Annotated in this window: 14 protein-coding genes; 6 read left to right on the forward strand and 8 right to left on the reverse strand. The window is 51.9% G+C overall.

Annotation, left to right across the window (positions count from 1 at the left end):
• Positions 1 to 91: 91 nt before the first annotated feature.
• The 6 genes from odhB to sdhC all read right to left on the reverse strand — a co-directional run bounded on the left by odhB (position 92) and on the right by sdhC (position 7,554).
• On the reverse strand, positions 92 to 1,288 hold the full coding sequence (gene odhB, locus L2725_RS11110) for a 2-oxoglutarate dehydrogenase complex dihydrolipoyllysine-residue succinyltransferase (protein WP_115138538.1): 1,197 nt from the start codon (positions 1,286 to 1,288) through the stop codon (positions 92 to 94).
• A gap of 29 nt (positions 1,289 to 1,317) precedes the next feature.
• Entirely contained in the window at positions 1,318 to 4,140 is a 2,823-nt protein-coding gene (gene sucA / locus L2725_RS11115) for a 2-oxoglutarate dehydrogenase E1 component (protein WP_249249024.1), read from the reverse strand.
• A 187-nt stretch (positions 4,141 to 4,327) separates the two neighbouring features.
• Positions 4,328 to 5,035, reverse strand: coding sequence for a succinate dehydrogenase iron-sulfur subunit (locus L2725_RS11120; protein WP_115138540.1), 708 nt, complete (start codon positions 5,033 to 5,035; stop codon positions 4,328 to 4,330).
• Positions 5,036 to 5,050: 15 nt separating this feature from the next.
• Entirely contained in the window at positions 5,051 to 6,817 is a 1,767-nt protein-coding gene (gene sdhA / locus L2725_RS11125; protein WP_249249025.1) for a succinate dehydrogenase flavoprotein subunit, read from the reverse strand.
• The gene (gene sdhD / locus L2725_RS11130) at positions 6,818 to 7,165 is read right to left on the reverse strand and encodes a succinate dehydrogenase, hydrophobic membrane anchor protein (protein WP_115138542.1); all 348 of its coding nucleotides are present in this window, start codon (positions 7,163 to 7,165) and stop codon (positions 6,818 to 6,820) included. It abuts the gene before it with no gap.
• Complete coding sequence (sdhC, locus tag L2725_RS11135; RefSeq protein ID WP_115138543.1) at positions 7,159 to 7,554, reverse strand: succinate dehydrogenase cytochrome b556 subunit; 396 nt, start codon at positions 7,552 to 7,554, stop codon at positions 7,159 to 7,161. Before sdhC ends, sdhD begins: the two co-directional genes overlap by 7 nt.
• A 412-nt stretch (positions 7,555 to 7,966) precedes the next feature.
• On the opposite strand from sdhC, the gene L2725_RS11140 reads away from it, so the two are divergent.
• The 6 genes from L2725_RS11140 to L2725_RS11165 all read left to right on the forward strand — a co-directional run bounded on the left by L2725_RS11140 (position 7,967) and on the right by L2725_RS11165 (position 21,608).
• Complete coding sequence (locus tag L2725_RS11140) at positions 7,967 to 9,256, forward strand: citrate synthase (RefSeq protein ID WP_115138544.1); 1,290 nt, start codon at positions 7,967 to 7,969, stop codon at positions 9,254 to 9,256.
• Between the two features lie 159 nt (positions 9,257 to 9,415).
• On the forward strand, positions 9,416 to 10,294 hold the full coding sequence (locus L2725_RS11145) for an ABC transporter ATP-binding protein (protein ID WP_248935755.1): 879 nt from the start codon (positions 9,416 to 9,418) through the stop codon (positions 10,292 to 10,294).
• An 11-nt stretch (positions 10,295 to 10,305) separates the two neighbouring features.
• Positions 10,306 to 13,866, forward strand: a complete 3,561-nt coding sequence (locus L2725_RS11150) for an ABC transporter permease/M1 family aminopeptidase (protein ID WP_249249026.1) — start codon at positions 10,306 to 10,308, stop codon at positions 13,864 to 13,866.
• 311 nt (positions 13,867 to 14,177) lie between these two features.
• Complete coding sequence (locus tag L2725_RS11155) at positions 14,178 to 15,284, forward strand: efflux RND transporter periplasmic adaptor subunit (RefSeq protein ID WP_249249027.1); 1,107 nt, start codon at positions 14,178 to 14,180, stop codon at positions 15,282 to 15,284.
• Positions 15,285 to 15,297: 13 nt separating this feature from the next.
• Positions 15,298 to 18,555 carry an efflux RND transporter permease subunit gene (locus L2725_RS11160; RefSeq protein WP_249249028.1) on the forward strand — a complete coding sequence of 1,086 codons (3,258 nt, stop codon included), beginning with the start codon at positions 15,298 to 15,300 and terminating at the stop codon, positions 18,553 to 18,555.
• On the forward strand, positions 18,552 to 21,608 hold the full coding sequence (locus L2725_RS11165; RefSeq protein WP_249249029.1) for an efflux RND transporter permease subunit: 3,057 nt from the start codon (positions 18,552 to 18,554) through the stop codon (positions 21,606 to 21,608). Before L2725_RS11160 ends, L2725_RS11165 begins: the two co-directional genes overlap by 4 nt.
• A 51-nt stretch (positions 21,609 to 21,659) precedes the next feature.
• Here the strand turns inward: L2725_RS11165 and yfcC are convergent, their stop codons facing one another.
• Together yfcC and panF are read right to left on the reverse strand one after the other, a co-directional pair.
• A complete protein-coding gene (gene yfcC, locus L2725_RS11170) occupies positions 21,660 to 23,195 on the reverse strand; it encodes a putative basic amino acid antiporter YfcC (protein WP_249249030.1) in 1,536 nt (511 codons plus the stop codon).
• A gap of 120 nt (positions 23,196 to 23,315) precedes the next feature.
• Positions 23,316 to 24,761: a sodium/pantothenate symporter gene (panF, locus tag L2725_RS11175; RefSeq protein WP_249249031.1), complete on the reverse strand. Its 1,446-nt coding sequence runs from the start codon at positions 24,759 to 24,761 to the stop codon at positions 23,316 to 23,318.
• Between the last annotated feature and the right edge of the window lie 241 nt (positions 24,762 to 25,002).

Raw genomic sequence — 25,002 nt, forward strand, 5'->3', positions numbered from 1 at the left:
CTATCCATATACTACTTTGTCAGTTCCAACTGGCCCTGGGGACCAATCACGAGGGGTGGCCCGCCGCTTACGGCAGGCCTTGTCGGCTTGCTTAGAGGTCAAGCAGCAGACGGGTTGGGTCTTCCAGGAATTCCTTAATGGTTACCAGGAAGCCCACAGACTCACGACCATCGATAATGCGGTGGTCGTAGGAAAGTGCCAGGTACATCATAGGCAGGATTTCTACCTGGCCATTTACTGCCATAGGACGGTCCTTGATGGCGTGCATGCCAAGGATCGCACTTTGGGGCAAATTCAAAATTGGGGTGGACATCAGCGAGCCAAAAACGCCGCCGTTGGTCACGGTGAAGTTACCGCCAGTCATATCATCAACAGTCAGCTTGCCGTCACGGCCTTTAATCGCCAGTTCACGGACTGCTTTTTCGATTTCAGCCAGAGTCATGGTATCAGTATCACGCAAAACCGGAGTCACCAGGCCACGCGGAGTCGATACAGCGATGCTCACATCGAAGTAGTTGTGATAAACCAGATCGTCGCCGTCGATTGACGCGTTAACTTCCGGGAAGCGCTTCAGAGCTTCGGTCACAGCCTTCACGTAGAAAGACATAAAGCCCAGACGGATACCGTGCTTCTTCTCGAACTCTTCCTGATACTGCTTGCGGATATTCATAATCGGCTTCATGTTCACCTCGTTAAAGGTGGTGAGCATGGCAGTCGAGTTCTTGGCTTCCAGCAGGCGGTTAGCGATGGTCTTACGCAGACGCGTCATAGGCACACGCTTCTGACTGCGCTCACCCAGAGGCGCAACCGCTGGAGCGGCCGCGGGTGCAGCACCTTTGTTCTTCACAAAGCTTTCTACATCTTCTTTGGTAATGCGACCACCTACACCTGTACCCTTGATCTGGCTGGCGTCAACGCCGTGTTCGGCGATCAGACGACGTACAGACGGGCTCAGAGCGTCATTACTTTCATCGCTTGCAGCTTCTTCAGCAGCTGGCGCCGGTGCGGCAGCCTGAGCTTCGGCTTTGGTCACTTCCTGACCGGCAACGGCACCTGGCGCAAAGGCAGCAATCACTTGCTCCGCCAGTACTGTGTCACCTTCCTGGGCCAGGAATTCTGTGATTTGGCCATCTTCAGGGGCAACCACTTCCAGAACTACTTTGTCAGTTTCAATATCAACCAGGTTTTGATCACGGGAAACCTGCTCGCCGGGCTGTACATGCCAGGTTGCGATGGTGGCATCGGCAACAGATTCTGGCAGGACGGGTACCTTAATTTCGATACTCATGGATCAATATCCTTTTTTATAAATGTCTATTACTTTAGATTCAGTGCGTCATTGACGAGCTGCTGCTGTTGCATATTGTGCAGCTCAGGGTAACCACAGGCCGGGGCGGCAGAGGCTTCACGCCCTGCATAGGTCAAAGTTGCGCCCTTGGGAATGGCTGTCCAGAAATGGTGCTGACTACAGTACCAGGCGCCCTGATTTTGAGGCTCCTCCTGACACCAGACGAACTCCTTCACGTGCTGGTATTTCTCCAGCTCGGCGTCCATTTCTGCATGTGGGAATGGATATAACTGCTCCACCCTGACAATGGCGATATTATTCAGACCTTCCTTGCGGCGACGTTCCAGCAGTTCGAAATAAACCTTACCGCTACAGAACACCACACGATCCACTTTGCTCGGATCTTGCTCATCAATCTCGCTGATCACATTCTGGAAGGTACCGTTTGCCAGTTCTTCCATGCTGGATACCGCCAACGGGTGACGCAGCAGAGACTTTGGTGACATCACAATCAGTGGACGACGCATAGGACGCACCACCTGACGACGCAGCATGTGGTACACCTGCGCCGGCGTAGACGGCACACACACCTGCATGTTGTGGTCGGCACACAGCTGCAGGAAGCGCTCGAGACGGGCACTGGAGTGCTCTGGTCCCTGACCTTCATAGCCGTGTGGCAGCAGCATGGTCAGACCACACAAACGGCCCCACTTCTGCTCGCCTGATGAAACAAACTGATCGATAACAACCTGAGCACAGTTTACAAAGTCACCGAACTGAGCTTCCCAGATAGTCAGACCACCTGGCTCTGCAGTGGCATAACCATATTCAAACGCCAGGACAGAAGCTTCAGACAACACAGAGTCGGTAATGTCGATTGGCCCCTGCTCGTCCGCCACATTACGCAGAGGCAAATAGGTAGTGCCATCATTCTGGTTATGCAGCACAGCGTGACGATGGAAAAAGGTGCCACGGCCGGAATCCTGACCGGTAATACGAACCCGCTTTTTATCTTCCAGAATAGTGGCGTAGGCGAGTGTCTCGGCAAAACCCCAGTCCAACAGCTTTTCGCCACTCGCCATGGCAGAACGGTCTTTGTACAACTTGGCTACACGGGACTGCAGCTTGTGGCTTTCAGGCACGTCGGTCAAACGACTGGCCAGACTCTGCAGGCGCTCCATCGGCAACGTAGGCTCGTAGGCCACATCCCAGTCATGACCGATAAAGGGAGACCAGTCCACTGAGTGCAGCGTCATGGGACGCCACTCTTTGACCACGCACTCTCCCTGATCCAGGGCTTCACGATAGTCATTAATCATGCCGGTAACGTCATCTGCGCCCAGGGAGCCTTCAGCGATTAACTGATCCGCATACAGCTTACGCGGGGTTGGGTGCTTTTTAATCTTGGCATACATCAACGGCTGGGTGGCACTTGGCTCATCAGCTTCGTTGTGACCGTGACGACGGTAACACACCAGGTCAATCACTACGTCGCGACGGAAAGTATTGCGATAATCCACAGCCAGACGTGATACAAAGGCAACCGCTTCAGGGTCGTCTGCATTCACGTGGAAAATAGGCGCCTGTACCATCTTGGCAATATCGGTACAGTACTCAGTAGAGCGAACATCCTGATGCAATGAAGTGGTAAAGCCCACCTGGTTGTTCACCACGATGCGGATGCTGCCACCAATTTTAAAGCCACGGGTCTGAGACATGTTGAATGTCTCCTGCACAATACCCTGACCGGTAATCGCGCTGTCACCATGGATGGTGATCGGCATCACCTGCAGTCCCGTATCACACTGACGACGGTCCTGACGGGCACGTACAGATCCCATAACAACCGGGTTCACAATTTCCAGATGCGATGGGTTAAAGGCCAGCGCCAGATGCAGGTTGCCACCGGGTGTTTCAAAATCTGATGAGAAGCCCTGATGATACTTAACATCACCTGAGCCCAGTTCTGCTTTGTGTTTACCGGCAAATTCATCAAACAGTTCGCCCGGACGCTTACCCAGTACGTTAACCAGGAGATTCAGACGTCCACGGTGAGCCATACCGATAACAATTTCTTTGGTGCCGGCTTCGCCAGCCTGATACAGGATTTCCCGCATCATAGGCACAAGCGCATCACCACCTTCCAGCGAGAAACGCTTGGCACCAGGGAACTTGGCACCCAGGTACTTTTCCATACCTTCAGCGGCGTTCAGACCTTCAAGAATACGGGTCTTCTCTTCTTTGGAAAGTTGGGCTTTGCCCATGGTCGGCTCGAGACGTTGCTGAATCCAACGCTTCTCTTCCGTATCTGTGATATGCATGTACTCGGCGCCGATGGAGCCGCAGTAGGTCGCCTTCAGAGCGTTAATCAGCTCGGAAAGCTTCATGGTCTCGCCGCCGTGAGCGAATGAGCCCGTGTTGAATTCACGGTCCATATCGTCGGCGTCAAGGCCGTGGAATGCTGGATTCAATTCTTTGACAGGTTCACGCTTCCACAGGCCCAGGGGGTCAAGGTTAGCGTTCTGGTGACCACGGAAACGGTGTGCATTGATCATCTGCAGCACCTTAACCTGTTTGGCATCCAATTCTGGATCCGATACCCGGCTTGCGCCGCCTCGGCGAGTATCCAGTGCCAAACTACGGAAGTAGTCGCGAACTTTGGAATGTGCGGCTTCCGGGGCATCTATAGCTGACCCGTTAACCACTGGGAGATTATCGAATACCGCCCGCCAGTCGTCAGTGACCGATGAGGGATCGTCCTGATAGGCCTCATACATCTCTTCGACATAGGTCGAATTAGCACCACTCAGGTGAGATGAATCGAGCCAGGCTTTCATAGTGCCTTGGTGCATTGCTATTCCTTTCAAACTTGATACACGTGCTTAGCTTTTTGGCCCAGCGTAATACTATATTCTGCCGCCCCGGAATCCCATCCAATGGCGCGTGTCATCCCTGACACAAAAGAGTCACTTTCCCATAATGAGGAAAGTGACTCTCAATGAGCTACCTGATTATAGGTTGTTGCTCAGTATCTTGCATCTATACCGCCCGGTTTAACAGCATGGATTTGATATGACCAATCGCTTTGGTAGGGTTCAGACCCTTTGGACATACATCCACACAGTTCATGATGCTGTGACAGCGGAACACACTGTAGGCATCATCCAGATCAGCCAGACGCTCATCAGTTGCAGTATCACGGCTGTCGATCAGGAAGCGGTATGCGTGCAGCAAACCACTCGGCCCCACGAACTTGTCCGGATTCCACCAGAAGGATGGACAGGCAGTAGAACAGCAGGCACACATGATGCACTCGTACAGTCCATCAAGATGTGCACGCTCTTCAGGGCTTTGCAGGTGCTCACGGGCAGGCTTCTTCTCATCGTTAATCAGGTACGGCTTAATACGCTCGTACTGCTGATAGAACTGAGACAGGTCAACTACCAGGTCACGCACTACCGGCATACCGGGCAGTGGGCGAATCACCACCTTCTTACCTTTGAAGGTAGAGATAGGCGTAATACAAGCCAGACCGTTCTTGCCGTTCATGTTCATGCCATCAGAGCCACAAACCCCTTCACGACAGGAGCGACGGAAAACCAGGCTGGTATCCTGCTCTTTCAGCAGTAACAGAGCATCCAGCACCATCATATCGACGCCTTCGTCCACTTCCAGGGTGTAGTCCTGCATACGTGGCTTGGTATCTACATCCGGGTTGTAACGATAGATAGAAAATTCGAGTTTCATCGTTTCATCCCCTCCTTAGTAGGTGCGCTTCTTGGGTGGGAAGGCTTCGCGGGTCTTGGGTGACATGTTCACACTGCGGCGATCCATATCTTCGCTGACAGGGTCAAACAAAGAGTGGCACAGCCAGTTGTCATCATCACGCTCAGGGAAGTCTTCACGGGAGTGAGCACCACGGCTTTCAGTACGGAAGTTAGCCGCATAAGCAGTGGCAATCGCTGTTGCCATCAGGTTGTCCAGCTCCAGACACTCAATACGCTGAGTGTTGAATTCGCGGGAGTTGTCAGACAACTTGGCGTTATTCAGACGCTCACGGATCTTCTGCAGCTCCTGCAAACCTTCCTTCATGGCGTCACCGCTACGGAACACAGAGAAGTTCAGCTGCATACACATCTGCAGATCTTTACGGATAACCGCCGGGTCTTCACCGTCTTTGTTGCTTTCCCAACGCTTAAGGCGCTCAAGAGATTTTTCAACTTCTTCAGTGGAAGCGGCTTTCGGGTCTGGTGTCTCATCCAGCGCCTTACCCAGGTGCTGACCGGCCGCACGACCGAATACCACCAAATCCAGCAGAGAGTTACCGCCAAGACGGTTGGCACCGTGTACTGACACACAGGCAATCTCGCCCACTGCAAACAGGCCAACGACATCAGATTCACTGCCGTCGTTATTCTTACGAACAACCTGACCGCTGACTTTGGCTGGCAGACCGCCCATCATATAGTGACAGGTTGGGATAACCGGGATTGGGCCATCGGCTGGGTCAATGTGAGCAAAGGTACGGGACAGCTCGCATACGCCTGGCAGACGTGCTTCCAGGGTTTCTTTACCCAGATGGTCCAGCTTCAGCTTGATGTGTGGCCCCATAGGACCATCACAGCCGCGACCTTCACGAATTTCAGTCATCATTGAGCGAGCAACCACGTCACGACCGGCCAAATCTTTGGCATTCGGTGCATAACGCTCCATAAAGCGCTCGCCATCTTTATTCAGCAGATAACCACCCTCACCACGGCAACCTTCAGTTACCAGTACACCGGCGCCTGCAATACCTGTTGGGTGGAACTGCCACATTTCCATGTCCTGCAGCTGCACACCGGCACGGGCCGCCATACCAACACCGTCACCGGTATTGATGTGAGCATTGGTGGTCGAAGCGTAAATACGGCCTGCACCACCTGTGGCCAGTACAGTCGCTTTCGCTTTGAAGTAAACAATTTCACCGGTTTCGATATCGATAGCAGTACAACCTACGATGGCACCGTCTTCGTTCTTTACCAGATCCAGGGCGTACCACTCAGAGAACACCTGGGTTTTGTTTTTAACGTTTTGCTGGTACAGACAGTGCAGCAGTGCGTGGCCCGTACGGTCAGCGGCCGCAGCGGTACGGGCCGCCTGCTCGCCACCAAAGTTTTTGGACTGACCACCGAATGGACGCTGATAGATAGTGCCATTATCAAAACGGGAGAATGGCAGGCCCATGTTTTCCAGCTCGATGATGGCCTCAGGGCCGGTCTGGCACATGTACTCGATGGCGTCCTGGTCACCGATAAAGTCGGAACCTTTTACCGTGTCATACATGTGGTATTCCCAGTTGTCTTCGTGGGCATTGCCCAGTGCAACTGTGATACCACCCTGTGCAGACACGGTGTGAGAACGGGTTGGGAATACTTTGGACAGGAGCGCGCAGCTCTTGCCTTCCTTGGAGATTTGCAGTGCAGCGCGCATACCCGCACCACCTGCGCCGATTACCACGGCATCAAATTCGCGAACTGGAATACTCACTTAAACACCCCACACGATAATCAAGCCTGCAGCCAGGTAAGAAAGGGCTGCTACAACAAAGGCGAATTGCAATACGCCGCGCAGTGCAATGTTCTTTACGTAATCGGTGAGCACTTGCCAGATACCGATCCAGGCGTGGATCAGCAAGGCAACCAAAGCTACCAGGGTGTAAATCTTCATTGGCAGCGAGGCAAACAGACCACTCCAGACTTCATAAGTCAGCGGAGAGCTCAGTGCAATAAAAGCAACCAGAAAGATGGCGTAGGAAGCCAGCACCACAGCACTGGCACGTATCAGAATAAAATCATGGACGCCGCTGCGACCAAAGCTTGCTGCATTCGTTACCATACCCAGATCCCCACGATAACTGAGAATACAATCGCCAGAACCATAGCGGCTTTGGCACTTGCTGCACCCGAGTCCAGCTCTTCCCAACGACCAGTGTCCATCACGATATGACGGAGACCCGCCAGAATGTGATAGCCCAGTGCGGTGAGAATACCCCAGACGATGAACTTCACCAGCAGAGTATCAAACAGCGCCTGCACCTCGGCGAATCCCTGAGGGGATGACAAGGATGTGTTAAGCAACCAGATAAGGATGCCTACAGCAAACAACATGATGACACCGGAGATACGGTGAAGGATGGATGCGATTGCAGTCGCAGGGAAACGAATAGTCTGCAGATCTAAATGGACAGGTCTTTGCTTTTTCACGTTCTGCTCACTCAGCTCCATTGAGCACTATTTTTGTTATTTGAATCGTTAGTAAAACTACTTTCCATGACGAACGTCACGAACACTGGCTTTAGATACGATGTTTTTAAACAAACGGTTTACCAATCGGAATATCATCGCCTTCGCTTGTAAAAAAAATGATATTCAGATAAGTGCGTTTGCAACCCTAGATGGGCGCTCAAAGTATACAAGTGCTAAATGTCAAATACAAACATCACATTATCGAAATATTGTTTTTTTTGAGGCATTAACCCGTTAAGTCTAGACTGGGTATAGTAATCCTCAAGCTTTCAGACCAAGGTCTAATCAATTTAAACGCTTATTTAAATTGAAATGTGATCTGTGTTACCTGTAAAGTATGGCTGGTTTGATATGCCGCACTCACATAAGAATGAAGTAAGGAGAACGGGGTATGGCTGATTTGAAAGCCAAATTGGAATTGCCTGAAAATGGCTCAATTGAACTACCGGTAAAACAAGGGACCGCTGGACACGATGTCATTGATATCAGCAAGTTAGGAAGCTCAGGTTACTTCACTTTTGACCCAGGCTTTTTAGCGACAGCATCCTGTGAATCAGCAATTACCTACATTGACGGCGACAAGGGTGTACTGTTACACCGAGGTTATCCGATTGACCAACTGGCTGAAGAGTCCAACTATCTGGACCTTTGTTATTTGCTGTTTTACGGCGAACTGCCTAATAAAGAGCAATATGCCCAGTTTGTCGAAACGGTAAAGACCCACACCATGGTCCACGAGCAGTTGGCATTTTTCTTCCGTGGCTTCCGTCGTGACGCTCACCCAATGGCCATGCTTTGTGGCGTAACGGGAGCACTGTCTGCTTTCTACCAGGATTCGCTGGATGTAAATGATCCCAAGCACCGCCGTATTGCTGCTTTCCGTCTGGTATCCAAGATGCCGACCATTGCGGCCATGTGCTACAAGTACTCTCAGGGTCAACCCTTTATCTATCCGCGTAACGAGCTCAGCTATGCAGGTAACTTCCTGCAGATGATGTTTGCTGTGCCATGCGAGGACTACAAGGTTAACCCAATCGTTGAACGTGCTATGGACCGCATCTTTGTATTGCATGCGGACCATGAGCAGAACGCATCAACGTCTACTGTTCGTTTGGCCGGCTCTTCCGGCGCCAACCCATTTGCCTGTATCGCAGCAGGTATTGCGTCCCTGTGGGGACCTGCACATGGTGGTGCCAACGAAGCCTGTCTGAACATGCTGGAAGAGATTGGTACTGTTGATCGCATTCCTGAGTTTATCGAACGCGCCAAAGACAAGGATGATCCTTTCCGTCTGATGGGCTTCGGTCACAGGGTTTATAAGAACTTCGACCCACGCGCCAAAGTGATGCGTGAAACCTGTCATGAAGTTCTGGAAGAGCTGAAAATTGATGATCCTCTGCTGGATGTTGCTATGGAGCTGGAGCGTATCGCGCTGAATGATGAGTACTTCATCTCCAAGAAGCTGTATCCAAACGTAGATTTCTACTCTGGCATCATCATGAAGGCCATTGGTATCCCAACCAGTATGTTTACCGTAATCTTTGCCCTGGCACGTACCTCGGGCTGGATTGCACACTGGAAAGAGATGCTGGATCAGCCTGGTCACAAGATCAGTCGTCCACGTCAGCTCTACACAGGTAAAGACTCCCGTAACTTTGTTGAACTGAAAGACAGAGATTAATCCGGGGTTGAACCTTAACGAAAAGCGCCTTCGGGCGCTTTTTTATTGCCTTTTCTCAGGCTAACCACCACCAATACAAACAGTTACATTTATTACATTTAAGAAACATGGCAATTTGGTAAGTTCGGATAAATTTAATTCTAATAGCCGGATACCAGCATGCTCAGCATAAAAAACCTCAATAAAACCTATGATAACGGTGTAAAAGCGCTAAACGACGTCAATCTTGAGATCCCCACCGGGCTGTTTGGCCTGCTCGGCCCCAACGGTGCCGGTAAGTCGAGCTTGATGCGGACCATAGCAACGCTTCAATCCGCCGATAGCGGCAGCATCACCTTCGACGGCATTGATGTATTTGCCGATCCCATGGCCATTCGTAAAACTCTCGGTTACCTGCCACAGGATTTCAACGTCTACCCGCGGGTTACCGCTATCGACTTACTTGACCATCTGGCAGTACTCAAAGGCATAAACAACACCAAAGAGCGTAAAGAGATTGTCGAGGGGTTGCTGGCACACACCAACCTCTATCAACACAGATTAAAGTCTGTCAGCGGCTACTCAGGTGGTATGCGCCAAAGGTTCGGTATTGCCCAGGCACTGCTGGGAGACCCCAAGCTGCTTATTGTTGATGAGCCTACTGCGGGTCTGGACCCGGAAGAGCGCAACCGTTTTCACAATCTTCTGGTTAGCCTGGGTGAAGAGCGAGTGGTAATTCTGTCGACTCATATAGTGGATGACGTGGCCGAACTGTGCCCAAATATGGCGGTATTGGCATCCGGCAGCATCTTGCTCCAGGGCAACCCACAACAACTGGTGAGCCAGCTTGAAGGCAAAATCTGGCAACGTACCGTGTCCCAGCAGGATGCGGCAGAACTTGAGAATCAGTTGCCGGTTATCTCAAAACGCCTGTTTGCCGGTCGCACTGTGTTGAATGTGATGGCCGATACCTGCCCGGATCAATTTGAAGCTACCGATGCCGGACTTGAGGATCTTTACTTCTCGACGCTACACAATCATCGTCAACAAGTGGCATAAGGAGCGGCATCATGTTCTTACATACCCTGTCGTTTGAGTGGCGTTACTATCTGCGTCAGCCCTCATTCTATGTCGTTGGCCTGCTGCTGTTTCTGGTGTGCTTCTTTGCGACAGCATCAGATACAGTGCAAATAGGCAGCGGCGGCGAAGTACTGAAAAACAGTCCCTTCGCCATCGGCCAAACCTTGTTGATTACCGGCATCATAGCCATGTTTGCTGTAGTGAATTTTGTCGGCAGCTCCGCCGTGCGTAATCAGCAATCCATGATGGAGGAGCTTCTTTATGTAAAGCCTCTGTCTCCACTGCAATACCAACTTGGACGCTTTTTCGGTAGCTTTCTGGTGGTACTGACTTTGTTCTCTCTGGCCCCCCTGGGGCACCTGCTGGGCTCATTAATGCCCTGGGTTGACTCCAGTCGCTTCGGGGAAATCTCCTTGTGGTTCTATATCAAGCCACTGCTCCTATTGGTTACCCCTACCCTGTTTTTCCTGTCGGTGCTGTTTTATGCCATGGCACAGAAGTTCCGTTCCATGATGGCGCTTTACCTCACCGCAGTCGCTTTGTTTGTGGTCTATGGCTTTGCCGGACAGCTTGCCAGTCAACCTCAATACCGTGAGATTGCCGCGCTGCTGGACCCATTTGGTCTACGAACCTTTGCTCAGGTCGCTCGCTATTGGACCATAGAGGAGAAAAACACCATCAGCATGGGGCTGGAAGGGCTTATGCTGCAAAACCGACTGCTTTGGCTGGGATTGTCTTTGACTGTACTGGCGTTAAGCGGCGTTCACCGCCAACCGGCGATGACACGTAAGACCGAAGCCAAAAAGAGCAGGGCCTACAAAAATCCAACGATGCCGCCATTGCAGGAGCTGGCAAGACAGCCGGTAATCAGCGGCAGCAAACAGTTCTGGACCCGGGTGGGTTTTGAGATCAAACAGGTGTTTTTCAGCGCGCCTTTCTACATTCTTGGGGCTCTCACAGTGATCAACCTGATTGGCCCCATGCTTACCGGAGATTTGGATTGGTATGGCACCAGTAACTGGCCACTGACCCAGGATATGGTAAGCCTGATTGTCGGTTCCACCGGTCTGCTGATGGTCATAGTGCTGGTGTACTATTGTGGTGAAATTGTCTGGCGCGAGCGGAATACCGGGATTGGCGACATCATTGATGCCATGCCTGTGTCCAACAACATCTTTCTCAGCTCAAAATTTGTTGCCCTGAGTCTGGTGATGTTACTCCTGTACCTGTTTGCTATGGCCACCACAATCAGTTTCCAGTTAATCAAAGGGCAGATGGAGCTGGAGTTAACCCAGTACGCTATCAGTCTCGGCTTTTTAATCCTGCTTCCTCTAATGATGTCTGTGGTGCTGGCTTTCTTTCTGCAGGTACTGGCGCCCAACAAATATGCCGGGATGGGGCTGTTCGTTGGCTACTACATCATCAGCCTGGTACTGGCCACCTGGGGTTATGGTCACAGCCTCAATAATTTCGCCGCATCACCCTATATGCCTTACTCAGATATGAATGGCTATGGCTGGCAGCTTGAAACCCATGGACTCTATATGATCTATTGGGGAGCCTTTACTGTCCTCATGTTTGTTATCGCCTATGGTCTGTATCGTCGCGGCCCGGAAGTTGGTCTCAAAGCCAGGCTAAAGCTCCTGGGTTACCAGTTGGGGAATGGTGGCAAATTGCTGGCAATCAGTGCCTCTCTGGTATTTGTCTGCATGGGGGGGTATCTCTTCTACCAAACCACCATACTGAACCATTACCTGACAGATGAAGCCCGATTGGAGCGGCAGGCCAATTACGAGAAACGATATCGCCAGTATCAGGATATGCCCGAGCTGTCTCCCAAGAGTGTCACCGGGTACTTCGATATTTTCCCTGCAGACCGACGGATACAAGCCAGAGTCGAAATGCGTTGGCAGAATAATACCGACGAAAACATTTCCCGTGTGCTGGTCGCCTTACCTGATCATACAGACCCTGAAAGCATCAGCTTTGATATCGCCGGAGCCAGATTCGGCGAGTTGGACCCGGATCTTCCTGTGGGCTGGCTCAGCTTCGATTCGCCCATAGCACCGGGGGCAGAAGTCTCAGGGGAGATCTCTCTGGTCCGGGACTCCAATGGCATAGCGGAAACAGACTTCGACTGGGAAGTTGTCGACAATGGCACCTTTATCAATAACTTCTCGCTGTTGCCCGTATTTGGCTATCAACCAGACTCTGAACTGCTTGACCGTCACGAGCGTGAAAAGCGTGGTCTCGAACCTAAAGACAGAGCCAACAAACTGGAGGATACCCAGTTCCATAATGAGAACTTCTTCGGTGCTCAGGGTACATTTATCGACTTTGAAGCCACAGTCAGTACCGCTGCGGATCAAACAGCCATAGTGCCGGGCTACCTTATCAAGGAGTGGCAACAGGATGGCCGCAACTATTTTCACTACAAAATGGACAGCCCTATGGTGAACTTCTTCTCCATAGTATCGGGCCGGTTCGCAGTGAAAAAAGAGGAGTACAAAGGGATAAACATTGAAGTTTACTACCATGCTGCACATCCCTGGAACGTAGACCGAATGATGGAGTCTGTGCGCGATTCAATCGATTACTTCAGTGAAGCCTTCGGCCCCTATCAGCACCGCCAAATGCGTATCATGGAGTTCCCGGGATACCGCAGCTTTGCCCAAAGCTTCGCCAATACAGTCCCCTACTCCGAGCGTATCGGCTTTATTACCGATCTGCGTGACCCAGACAAAATTGACCCTGTCTACTATGTCACTGCACATGAAGTTGCTCACCAGTGGTGGGGACATCAGGTAGGTGCGGCCAATGTTCAGGGCAGTGCTGTCATTTCAGAATCCCTGTCGCAATACTCGGCCCTGATGGTCATGGAGCGTAAATACGGTGAGCATATGCTGCGCCGCTTCCTGAGGTATGAGCTGGACCGCTACCTCAGTGGTCGCGCGTCAGAGCGAATTGCCGAAATGCCTCTGCTTCGCAGTGAAAACCAGCAATACATTCACTACCAAAAAGGCTCTGTGATCATGATGGCAATTAAAGATGCCATCGGCGAAGCCCGGCTCAATGCTAACCTGGGCGCGTTTGCCGAGCGCTTCCGCTATCGCAGTGCTCCCTTCCCGACCACAATGGATTTGGTGGACTATCTCAAGCGGGGACTGAATGCCGAGCAGAAGGCCTTTATCGATAGTTCATTCAAGGAGATAACCCTTTATGACCTGCGTCTGGAAGATGCAACCCTGACTACTCTGGAGAATGGTAAGGTACGGGTAGATCTGACCATCCACGCAGGCAAGCTGAAGGCTGATGACGAGGGTAAAGAAAAACAAGCCGAGCTCAGCGAGCGGGTTGACATAGGCCTGTTTGCAGCCGACCCGGATACTCTGTCCAATGCGGAGGATGTGCTTGTGCTCGAAAAGCACGTACTGCAAAGTGGTGAGAACAAACTGTCATTCGAGCTGGATAAAGCGCCTACCTACGTTGGTGTAGATCCATTTGTGAAACTGGTCGACCGAGACAGTAAAGACAATATTTTCAAACTCTGAAACCCTGTTGACTCGGGCGCTGACTGACGGCGCCTGAGCTTCACTTCAACCTCTCCAAACTCCGGATTTGTATTGCCGGCCAAACCTTTAAACATGAATTGTTGCAAATACCTCTGCCAACCAACTTGCGTTTTTACGTATAGGGTTATTTAGTCATATTCATCACTTAATCAACATTTGAGCTACATATTTTGCGCAAGCAATATAAACAGCGCTCACGAACAAGCGTCAAGCACATGTATTTGAAGGTTTTTTATATTTGGCACACTACCTGCTAGATGTTACTCAATCGGAACATACAGGTAATCAAGATGGAATTACGAACTATGCGCAAATCACTACTGCCCCTCACCGTTTCATTGGCACTGCTGGGAGGGTTGACAGGATGTCAGCAGGAAGAAGCCAAACAAGAAGAAAAGGAATATGCCATTCCGGTTGAAACAGCTTCTGTCGCCCGTGGTGATATCACCTCTTTTTACAGCACCACAGCTACCCTTGAAGCCCCTGAAGAGGCCAAAGTAGTGACCCGTATTGCTGGCATGATTGAATATCTGCCGGTTGAGGAAGGGATGAAAGTGAAAAAAGGGGACCTGCTCGCTGTGATCGATGCAGACCGCCAGCAGTATTCACTGGACGCAAAAATTGCAGAAGTGTCCATTATTGAGCAGGAATTGGACCGCCTGAAAAAGATCAGTAACAAGAATTTTGTCAGTGCCGAGCAGATAGCTAAGTTGGAGTACAACCTGCAGGCAGCCAAGGCTCAGCGAGATCTGGCCGCACTTCAGGTTGAAGAGAGCCGGGTACTCTCCCCTATTGACGGCACCATTGCTGTTCGCTATGTCAAACAGGGCAATATGGCCAAAGAGTTTGACCCGCTTTTCCACATTGTGAATCAGGAAGAATTGCACGGCATTGTGCACCTGCCTGAAAAGCAGCTGCAAAGCTTAAAACAGGGGCAAACTGCTGACATCTACACCAGCCGCGATCCTAATCGTGCCTATGCCGCCAGTGTCCTGAGGATAAGCCCTGTGGTAGATGCGTCCAGCGGCACCTTTAAAGTGACCCTGAGTGTCCCCAATAGTTCGCGGGAGCTGAAAGCCGGTATGTTTACCCGGGTTGAGCTCAAATATGATACCCATGAAGACGTGATTACCGTGCCCTATCAGGCGGTAATTAATCAGGACAACCGCCAGGCCCTTTATGTAGTGAGTGAAGGGAATGCCGAGCGCCGAGAAGTCGAGCTGGGCTACCGCAATGGCGACACAGTTGAGATCCGCAGTGGACTGGAAGCGGGAGAGCAACTGGTTATCCGTGGTCAACAGAACCTGAAAGACCAATCTTTGGTAGAGATCATTAATCCGCAGGGCATGGCCGCTGTCGCCACTCCTGTTGTTGCCAACAGCGCCGGCAACCAGTAAAGGAGAGGCGGATATGTCAATGATTGAAACGGCTGTAAAAAGACCGGTCGCCGTGTGGATGATGATGTTGGCCATTATGCTGTTCGGCATGGTCAGCTTCTCCCGCCTGGCCATTAAACTGCTGCCGGACCTCAGCTACCCCACCCTCACGATTCGCACCATGTACGACGGTGCCGCACCTGTGGAGGTTGAGCAACTGGTGTCCAAGCCCGTTGAAGAGGCGGTAGGCATAGTTAAGGGACTTCGTAAAATCAGCTCGGTATCCCGCTCCGGGATGTCCGATGTCGTGCTCGAGTTTGAATGGGGCACCAATATGGATATGGCCAGCCTCGATGTACGGGAAAAGCTGGACACCATCATACTGCCCCTGGATATCGATAAACCACTGCTGCTGAGATTCAACCCCAACCTTGACCCCATCATGCGTCTTGCCCTGTCACGGGAGGAAGCGTCAGGTGCTGACCTGAAACAGATGAGAACCTACGCAGATGAGGAACTAAAGCGCCGTTTGGAAGCCCTCACCGGCGTGGCAGCGGTTCGTCTGTCAGGTGGTCTGGAGCAGGAAGTGCATATCTTGCTGGATCAGCAAAAGCTGAGTCAGCTCAATATCAGCGCCGATGACATTAAACAGCGTATCGCCCGGGAAAACGTCAATATCTCTGCAGGTAAAGTGGTGCAGGGTGAGAAAGAGTACCTGGTACGCACCGTCAACCAGTTCAAGACTCTGGATGAGCTGGGTCAGGTGATCGTATACCGGGACAACCAGCGTCAGGTACGACTGTTTGAAGTGGCGTCCATCATAGATGGTTTCAAGGAACGCACGGATATCACCCGCATCGGAGACCGAGAGTCCATTGAGTTAGCGATCTACAAAGAGGGCGACGCCAATACCGTTGCGGTAGCCAAAAAGCTCAAGCAGGCGATCAATCAGCTTAACGAGCGTAATAATGGCGATCAGCTTGAAGTGATTTACGATCAGTCTGAATTTATTGAAAGTGCCGTCAGTGAAGTCACCTCTGCCGCGATTCTCGGCAGCCTGCTGGCAATGCTGGTGATCTACCTGTTCCTGCGAGACATTATCCCAACCCTGATTATCTCTGTGTCTATCCCCTTCTCTGTGATAGCCACCTTTAACATGATGCATTTCTCGGACATCAGTCTGAATATCATGTCCCTGGGGGGCATCGCTCTGGCGGTGGGCCTCCTGGTGGATAATGCCATTGTGGTGCTGGAAAACATCGACAGATGCCGTAAACAGGGGCTGAGTAAGGTTGAAGCTGCCATTCAGGGAAGTAAAGAGGTATCCGGTGCCATTTTCGCCTCGACGCTGACCACTCTGGCGGTGTTTGTCCCACTGATTTTTGTCGATGGTATTGCAGGCGCCCTGTTTGCCGATCAAGCGTTAACCGTCACCTTCGCCTTGCTCTCCTCTTTACTGGTGGCACTGACTGCCATCCCTATGCTGGCCTCCAGAAAAGGCTTTCAGTCTCTGCCGGCACCGACGGCCAGGGCTCCCAAACCCAAGCCGACCACTCTGGGTGGAAAGTTCAAGCGATATGGCGCCACGGTATTCAGCTTCCCCTTTGTATTACTGCTGAACTATATCCCAAGCGCCCTGCTCACTATTGTCGTCACTCTGGGTAAGCTGCTTGCCTGGCTTGCGGGCCTGGTGATGCGTCCCCTCAGCAGTGCCTTTAACTGGGTTTACGCTTTACTGGAAAAGCTCTACCACGGCCTGCTTGAACTGGCACTGGCTCACAAGATGGGCGCACTGATATTGGCAATTGCTGTCAGTGCAGGCAGCGCCAGCTTGCTGCCTCGCCTGGGGATGGAACTGATCCCGCCGATGAATCAGGGTGAGTTCTACACTGAAATCCTGATGCAACCCGGTACAGAGGTATCTGAAACAGACAGAATACTGCAGGCACTGGCTCGCTCTATCAGCGACCGTGAAGATGTGAAGCATGTGTATTCACAGGCAGGCAGTGGTGGCCTGATGACCTCAGATACCAACCGTGGTGGCGAGAACTGGGGCCGTTTGCAAGTCGTGCTGGCCGATGCCAATGCCTACGATGCGGTCACCACAGAGTTGAGGCGCGCCATCAACCGGGTACCTGAACTGGAAGCCAATATCAAACACCCAGAGCTGTTCAGCTTTAAAACCCCTCTGGAGATTGAGCTGTCGGGCTATGACCTTGAAGTACTGAAACGTACCGGCGAGCAATTGGTTAATGCCCTGGATCGCTCAGACCGCTTTACCGACGTTAACACCAGTCTCAAAGATGGTCAGCCTGAGTTGACTATACGTTTTGATAACGCGCGTATCGCCGCGCTGGGACTGGATGCTCCGGCTATTGCCAACCGAATTGCCCAGCGGGTGGGCGGGACTGTTGCCAGTAAATACACAGTTCGTGACCGCAAGATCGACATCCTTATTCGCAGCGAAGAGGATGAACGGGATCAGGTGACTGATATCGAACAGATGATTATCAATCCGGGTAGCAACCAACCTTTGCCACTGCTGGCCATTGCCGATGTGGAACTGGCAACAGGTCCATCTGCCATTAACCGTATCAGTCAGCAGCGTGTGGCTTTGGTTACCGCTAATCTGGGCTGGGGAGATCTGAGTGATGCCGTCGCCGAAGCCAGGCAGATACTGGCTCAGGAACAACTGCCAAGCTCAGTACAGGCACGCTTTGGCGGTCAGAACGAGGAGATGGAAGCCTCCTTCCTGTCCCTGAAAATCGCACTGGCACTGGCTGTCTGTCTGGTATATCTGGTGATGGCCAGTCAGTTTGAGTCCCTGCTGCATCCGCTGTTTATTCTGATAGCTGTGCCTATGGCGATGAGTGGCAGTGTACTGGGCTTGTTCCTGACACAGACCCACCTGAGTGTGGTGGTATTTATCGGCCTGATCATGCTGGCGGGTATTGTGGTCAACAACGCGATTGTGTTGGTGGACAGGATTAATCAACTCAGAGCCGCCGGTGAAGATAAAATCAGTGCAATTCGAGATGCGGCCCATTCCCGTCTGCGCCCCATCATTATGACGACAATGACCACGACTCTGGGCCTGCTACCCATGGCCATTGGAGTGGGAGATGGCAGCGAAGTACGTGCCCCTATGGCAATTACCGTAATTGCGGGTCTGTCGTTGGCCACCCTGTTAACCCTGGTGGTAATCCCTGTGCTTTACGGTCTGTTTGACCGCAAACAGTTTGAGCCGGAAGATCCAGGCTCAAATCACCAGCCACAGGAGGTGACCCAATGAGCCTGACTAAACTGGCTATTAAACGGCCTGTCACCACCAGCATGTTCTTTCTGGCCATAGTGCTGTTTGGCATGGTTTCCAGCCGACTGCTGCCGCTGGAGCTATTTCCCGGGATTGATATCCCCCGGGTGTTTATCGAGGTGCCTTACCCGGGCTCCACCCCTGCAGAAGTAGAGCGCGAAGTCACTGAGGTATTGGAAGAAGCCCTGGCGACCATGAGTGGAATCGATGAAATGCGCTCCAACTCAAGCCAGAATGGCGCCAATGTGCAGCTGCGCATGAAGTGGGGGGAAAATGTTGCTACCAAGGCACTGGAAGCCAGAGAGAAGATAGACTCAGTTCGACATCTGCTGCCGGATGATCTTGAACGTATCTTTATCCGTCAGTTCTCCACCTCTGACATGCCAATATTGACCCTGAGACTGTCCAGTGAGCGGGAACTGTCCGGTGCATTTGATCTGCTGGATAAACAGCTGAAAAAGCCGCTTGAGCGGGTTGCCGGTGTATCTCAGGTTACCCTTTACGGCGTTGACCAAAAGCAGATTGAGATACGTGTCGATGCCAACAAACTGGCTGCCAGTGGCATCACGGCACAGGAGCTAAACCAGTTGATGCGCCGGTCCAATTTTATTGTCAGCGGTGGCACCATGAGAACCGGTGGTACGGTTTATCAGGTTTCTCCCAAGGGAGAATATCGTTCAATCGATGAAGTCGCTGCTCAGGTACTGCGGCCGGGATTGAACCTGGAAGATATTGCAAGCGTGACCTTTGCCCTGCCGGAGCCGGTCGAGGGCAGACATCTGGATCGTAAGTATGCTGTCGGGCTGGATGTCTTCAAGGAATCCGGTGCCAATCTGGTCGAGGTTTCCGAAAGAGTTATGAAGGTGGTTGAGGAGATTAAACAGGACCCTCAGTTTACCGGTATTCGCCTCTATGTAATGGATAACTCGGCAGATGGCGTGAAATCCTCCCTGCAGGACTTGCTGGCAGCGGGACTTATCGGCGCTCTGATGTCATTCGCCGTGCTCTACCTGTTCCTGAGGGATATTCGTATGACCCTGGTGGTGGTTAGCTCAGTGCCTATCGCTATCAGCATGACACTGGCAGCCATGTATCTTCTCGGGTATAGCCTGAATGTACTGTCCATGATGGGACTGCTGCTCGCCGTAGGTATGCTGATTGATAATGCCGTGGTAGTGACAGAAAGCGTGTTGCAGGAAAAGCAAAAGCCCCATGCCCATGACACTGAAAGCGAGAAAGATGCGGTAATCAAAGGCGTGGATAAGGTGTCACTGGCCGTGCTGGCCGGAACCCTGACCACAGCCATAGTGTTCCTGCCCAATATTTTTGGGGTTAAGGTTCAGCTGACCATCTTCCTTGAACATGTGGCCATAGCTATCTGTATTTCGTTGCTGGCGTCACTTCTGGTGGCTAAAACCCTGATCCCTTTGATGCTGAGCAGGCTTAATATTCAGCCCAAGGCCAGCGCCGAATATCCAAAACTCATCGCCTTTTATCGTAAAACTCTGGGATGGATCCTTTACCACCCCTGGAAAAGTGCAATTGGTGCCGTGGTCATTCTTGCTTCCACAGCCTTCCCGCTGAGTAATGTCAAAGAAGACCAAAATGAGGGTCAGTCGGACAATCGCCTGTTTATCAATTATCAAATTGAAGGACGTCATACTGTTGCCACAACAGAAGCGATGATCGACAGAATGGAGGAGTATCTGTATGCCAACAAAGACGCCTTTTACATAGACTCTGTTTACAGCTATTACAGCCCGGATGATGGTCAATCAACTCTGATCCTGCAAAAGGACCTCCCAGTCAGCATGACTGAGCTGAAAGAGAAAATACGTGAGGGCTTTCCGAAGTTTGCCTATGCCAAGCCGCAGTTTGGCTGGGGGAATGATGACAATGGCGTTCGTATCACCCTGATTGGACGCTCCACCTCAGAGCTGATCCGTATCAGTGAGCAAGTATTGCCACTGCTGGAAACCATCGAAGGGCTTGAAGATGTGCGCTCTGAATATAACGGTGGGCAGCAGGAGGTGATTGTCAGACTGGATCCCCAACTGGCTTCCCGCCTTGGGATAGATACTCAAACTCTGGCGAGCACCATTTCACTGGCCTTACGGGGAAATGCTCTGCGCTCGTTCCGTCATGATCCCAACGGTGAACTGAGAATCGAGCTGGGCTATGACAAGCTGTGGCGTGAATCCCTTGAGCAGCTTAAAGCCTTACCGGTTATCAGGTTCGATGACAGGGTGTACAGTCTGGAAAGCCTGGCAGATATCTCCATTCAGCCAAGATTCGACACCATACGTCACTATGACAGACAAACCTCATTGCAGATTGGTGCCAACCTCAATGAGCTGACCACAGAAGAAGCCCGGGAACAGATCACCGAGGTGATGGATGCAGTCTCCTTTCCTCCCGGATATCGCTACTCTCTGACCGGTGGTTTCCAACGCCAGGATCAGGAGCAGCAGATTATGATAACCAATATGATTCTGGCCATTGCCATGATCTACATAGTGATGGCGGCCCTGTTTGAATCCCTGCTGTTGCCAAGTGCCATTATCACTTCAATTCTGTTCGCTATTACAGGCGTATTCTGGGCGCTGCTGTTCACAGGCACCCCAATGGAAGTGATGGCGATGATCGGCATACTGGTACTGATGGGGGTTGTTGTGAACAACGGAATTGTGCTTGTGGATCAGATCAACCAGATGACCCCCGAGCTGGACCAGTTGTCAGACACCATTCTGGAGGTCTGTCTGACCCGCCTGCGTCCGGTGCTGATGACAGTGGGCACAACAGTATTGGGGCTTATCCCACTGGCCATGGGTGAAACTCAGATAGGAGGCGGCGGTCCACAGTACGCGCCAATGGCAATTGCCATTATTGGTGGCCTCACCTTCTCGACTGTGACCAGTCTGTATCTGGTCCCACTCTGCTATCAGGGGCTTTTCCATATGCGCCACGCCAGTGCAGTGAGGCTTGGTCAGGCAGAGCGCTTCTCAAGACGTGCCCTGCCCTGGATAAGCTGACAAAGACGAAAAAGGCGTCATCCGGCGCCTTTTTTATTCAGTCCTTGCTAATCAGGCAAAGCCCAACACATGACCGCCAATCACCATCACACTGGAGCCCGCCACCAACATCAGCATAAAGCGCCAGATAAACTTCACCCAGTCGCCCCAGTCAACGCGGCACACACCCAGAGTCGCCATCAAAGAGGCAGAGGTTGGTACCAGAATATTGGTAAAACCATCACCCAGCTGGAATGCCAGTACAGCCACCTGACGGCTAACACCCACGATATCGGCCAGTGGCGCCATCAATGGCATAGTCAGTGCGGCCTGGCCGGTGCCTGAGGTCACAAAGAAGTTAAATACTGACTGGAACAGATACATAAACCAGGCTGAAACCACATCCGGCAACTGACCAATCCCCTGACCGGCAGCGTTCAATATGGTGTTCAGCACACTTGGTTCTGTCGCCTTGCCGCCACCGAGCAACAGCAAAATACCGGATGCACAGCCAACCAGCACGGCAGGTTCAATCATGGTTGCTGCGCCCTGCTTAAAACTGCGGGCGATGGTATTCATGTTCATTCCATTTAAGCGGAATACCACACCGATAATACCGACGATAATACCCATGGTGAAAAACTGGCTGGCGATTTCAGGGATAAACCAGGCATGGGCCACCACTCCCCAAACCACCCAGAAAATGGTTCCGGCAATTGCCGCCAGTACCAACCAATCACCCAGATTAAAGCGGCTTTCCAGGCTGGAATTGGATTGTTGCTCTCTGAAATGCGCATCGGAGTGATAGCTGTATGACAGCTCAGGAGTTTTCTGGATCCTGGATGCATAACGCATAGTGAAAAGAATACCCATCAGGGTGAATCCCATCCACATAGGCAGACGCACTTCGGTACCTGACAGAACAGGTACACCGGCAATCCCCTGCGCGATAGCCACGCCAAAAGGGTTCATCCAGCTACTGGCAAAACCAACCTGGGTTGCGACATAGGTCACCATCACTGTGGTCATGCCGTCATAGCCCATACGTATCATCAAAGGGCAGATAATAATGGCAAAAGCGATGGCTTCTTCGCCCATCCCGAAGACGGCGCCCCCAAGAGAGAACAGGGTAAACAAGGCGGGAATAAACAGCTTCTCGTTGCCGCGGGTTTTGTCAATCAAACGCAAAATGCCGTTGTCTATGGTACCTGTGGCCATCACCACACCGAAGGAACCACCAATCACCAACATAAACATAATTACGCCGATGGCGCTGCCCCACTTGGAGCCGGAGGTCAGGCCTTCAAACGCAAAGTTAAGAAAGCCAACGCCGCCACCGCCCTCGAACAAGCCTACAGGCTGCGTCAGCGGTTCCCCGGCGTCATCGAGGGCAAATTGGAAGGAGCCCGGGTTAACCACATCCCGGCTTTTCTCGACACCATCGACCACATAGGTGATCTCCTGAGTCTGAAATGACCCGATGGGAACAAAATAGGTCAGCAGTGCAGCGGCAAAAGCCACAAAAAAGATAATCACCAGAGTATCTGGCATTTGCCATCCGCGGGATGGCGCCTGACTCGGGGCAGCAGTTTGTTGATGCAAGGACATTTATATTGCCGATTATTATTTTAAAAAACGGCAATATAAACCAAAGCTGCGGCCCCGCCCAGAGTGAAAGGTACAATTCTTTGACTTTCTGCGCATAAACAATCAAAGAATGTGCATAGTCTACAGCGAAGCTGCGCGACGGGTTCGTCTGCGCTCTATCCAGACAACCGATATCATGGCCATGGCAGACAGTAAAAGCGCAGGCACGATCGGGTGAACCTTGGCTGGCAATGGCACCAACTGCAACATCGCCAGATACCCCACCAAACCCGTGACCATGGCGGCAAAGGCAGCATTACCCGATACATTTTTGATAAAGAGTCCGGCAATGACCGGCCACAGGAATACCGCCTGCAAGGCGCCGAATGCTGCCAGATTCAACCACACAATCATATCCGGCGGTTTCAGCGCCCACCAAGCAGCCAGTGCAGTTATCACCACCATGGCCCCACGGGTCAACAGCAGCTGGCGCTCCGCGGATAAAGTCTTGGCTCCGGATTGTTCACGCTCTCTCACCAGGGCATCACGTATCATGGTTACCGCAGATTGCAGCAGCATGGAGTCCACCGAGGACATAACCGCGGCAATGGGCGCCGCCAGCAGGATACCTGCCACCCAGGGGGAAAACAGATTACTTATAAGGGTCGGCATTATAGTGTCAGGTACCTGGAGCTCAGGATATAACGCCCTGCCAAAGAAGCCGCACAGATGAGGTACAAGGGTCATAAAGACGCTGATTAACGTCCCCCATAAAATCCCTCTCCCCAGCGCACTCTTGTCTTTCACCGCCAGCAGACGAACCAGAGTGTGAGGCAGGCCCATTGTGCCGAAGCAGATAAGCACCCAGAACGAGAGCATCATGGGCCATCCCAATTGCTGTTCTCCTCCCATGGGAGAAAACAACGCAGGTTTTTCTGTGGCCAGCAGGGTCAACTTGTCGCCAAAACCAGGTGCTGACACAGTAGCGAATAACAAAAGCAACACACCGGCCAGCATGACAACGCCCTGCACTGCATCCGTTGTCGCTACAGCCCGAAAACCACCTGTCAGCGTGTAGGCCAGTACTGTCAGTACAAAAATCGCCAACCCAATTTCATAGCTGATGCCACTGACACCGGCAAACAGCCGGGCCCCGCCAATAAACTGAACTGTGATCATGGCAATAAAACCCAGTACCAGTGACCCTATGGCAAGCCGGCTCAACCAGGGGTGATTAAATCTGGCATCCAGCCATTCCAGCAAAGTACTGTGCTGGCTTTTCATCGCCACAAATTTAGGCCCGAGCACACCCATGGTGAGCATGGCAACCGGCACCTGGATCAGGGCCAGCCAAACCCAGCCCAGACCTATGTTGTAAGCGGCACCCGGACCACCGATAAAAGAGCTGGCGCTGGTATAGGTGGCGACCAGAGTCAGCGCCAACATAGGCCCATTCAGAAAACGCCCGCCAATAAAAAACTGTTTGGCTTTGTCCTGGTGTAACCCTGCTGAAAAGCGGCGACTGAGTCCCCTGCTGATAAGCAAACTGAGCACCAAATAAAGCAAAATAGGGATAAGTGTGGTCATAGCTTGTTGCCCGCTCTCAAGCCAATCAATGCCAACAGCAGGATTGCTGGCGCCATCAAACAGGAAAACCAGAACCAGACAGGCAAGCCATGCCAAAGAGGAAGGTCGCTGAGCAGCAAAGGCCCGGCACACCAAAGCAGAAAGTAGCCCAGGGTCAGAAAAAGAGTAAGTCTGGGAAGCGAAAACATAGTATCCCCGAATATTCATCCTGCATTGCATCGGAAACTGACGCAAAGTTCAG

It is taken from the genome of Shewanella corallii (assembly GCF_023349125.1).
Lineage (GTDB): Bacteria > Pseudomonadota > Gammaproteobacteria > Enterobacterales > Shewanellaceae > Shewanella > Shewanella corallii.

Bases quoted from the DNA above. Each gene is read 5' to 3' on its own strand.
- sdhC (WP_115138543.1), bottom strand. From the start codon at position 7,554: ATGGAGCTGAGTGAGCAGAACGTGAAAAAGCAAAGACCTGTCCATTTA.
- sdhD (WP_115138542.1), bottom strand. From the start codon at position 7,165: ATGGTAACGAATGCAGCAAGCTTTGGTCGCAGCGGCGTCCATGATTTT.
- L2725_RS11150 (WP_249249026.1), top strand. From the start codon at position 10,306: ATGTTCTTACATACCCTGTCGTTTGAGTGGCGTTACTATCTGCGTCAG.
- yfcC (WP_249249030.1), bottom strand. From the start codon at position 23,195: ATGTCCTTGCATCAACAAACTGCTGCCCCGAGTCAGGCGCCATCCCGC.
- sucA (WP_249249024.1), bottom strand. From the start codon at position 4,140: ATGCACCAAGGCACTATGAAAGCCTGGCTCGATTCATCTCACCTGAGT.
- L2725_RS11160 (WP_249249028.1), top strand. From the start codon at position 15,298: ATGTCAATGATTGAAACGGCTGTAAAAAGACCGGTCGCCGTGTGGATG.
- L2725_RS11140 (WP_115138544.1), top strand. From the start codon at position 7,967: ATGGCTGATTTGAAAGCCAAATTGGAATTGCCTGAAAATGGCTCAATT.
- L2725_RS11145 (WP_248935755.1), top strand. From the start codon at position 9,416: ATGCTCAGCATAAAAAACCTCAATAAAACCTATGATAACGGTGTAAAA.
- panF (WP_249249031.1), bottom strand. From the start codon at position 24,761: ATGACCACACTTATCCCTATTTTGCTTTATTTGGTGCTCAGTTTGCTT.
- L2725_RS11165 (WP_249249029.1), top strand. From the start codon at position 18,552: ATGAGCCTGACTAAACTGGCTATTAAACGGCCTGTCACCACCAGCATG.
- L2725_RS11120 (WP_115138540.1), bottom strand. From the start codon at position 5,035: ATGAAACTCGAATTTTCTATCTATCGTTACAACCCGGATGTAGATACC.
- L2725_RS11155 (WP_249249027.1), top strand. From the start codon at position 14,178: ATGGAATTACGAACTATGCGCAAATCACTACTGCCCCTCACCGTTTCA.
- odhB (WP_115138538.1), bottom strand. From the start codon at position 1,288: ATGAGTATCGAAATTAAGGTACCCGTCCTGCCAGAATCTGTTGCCGAT.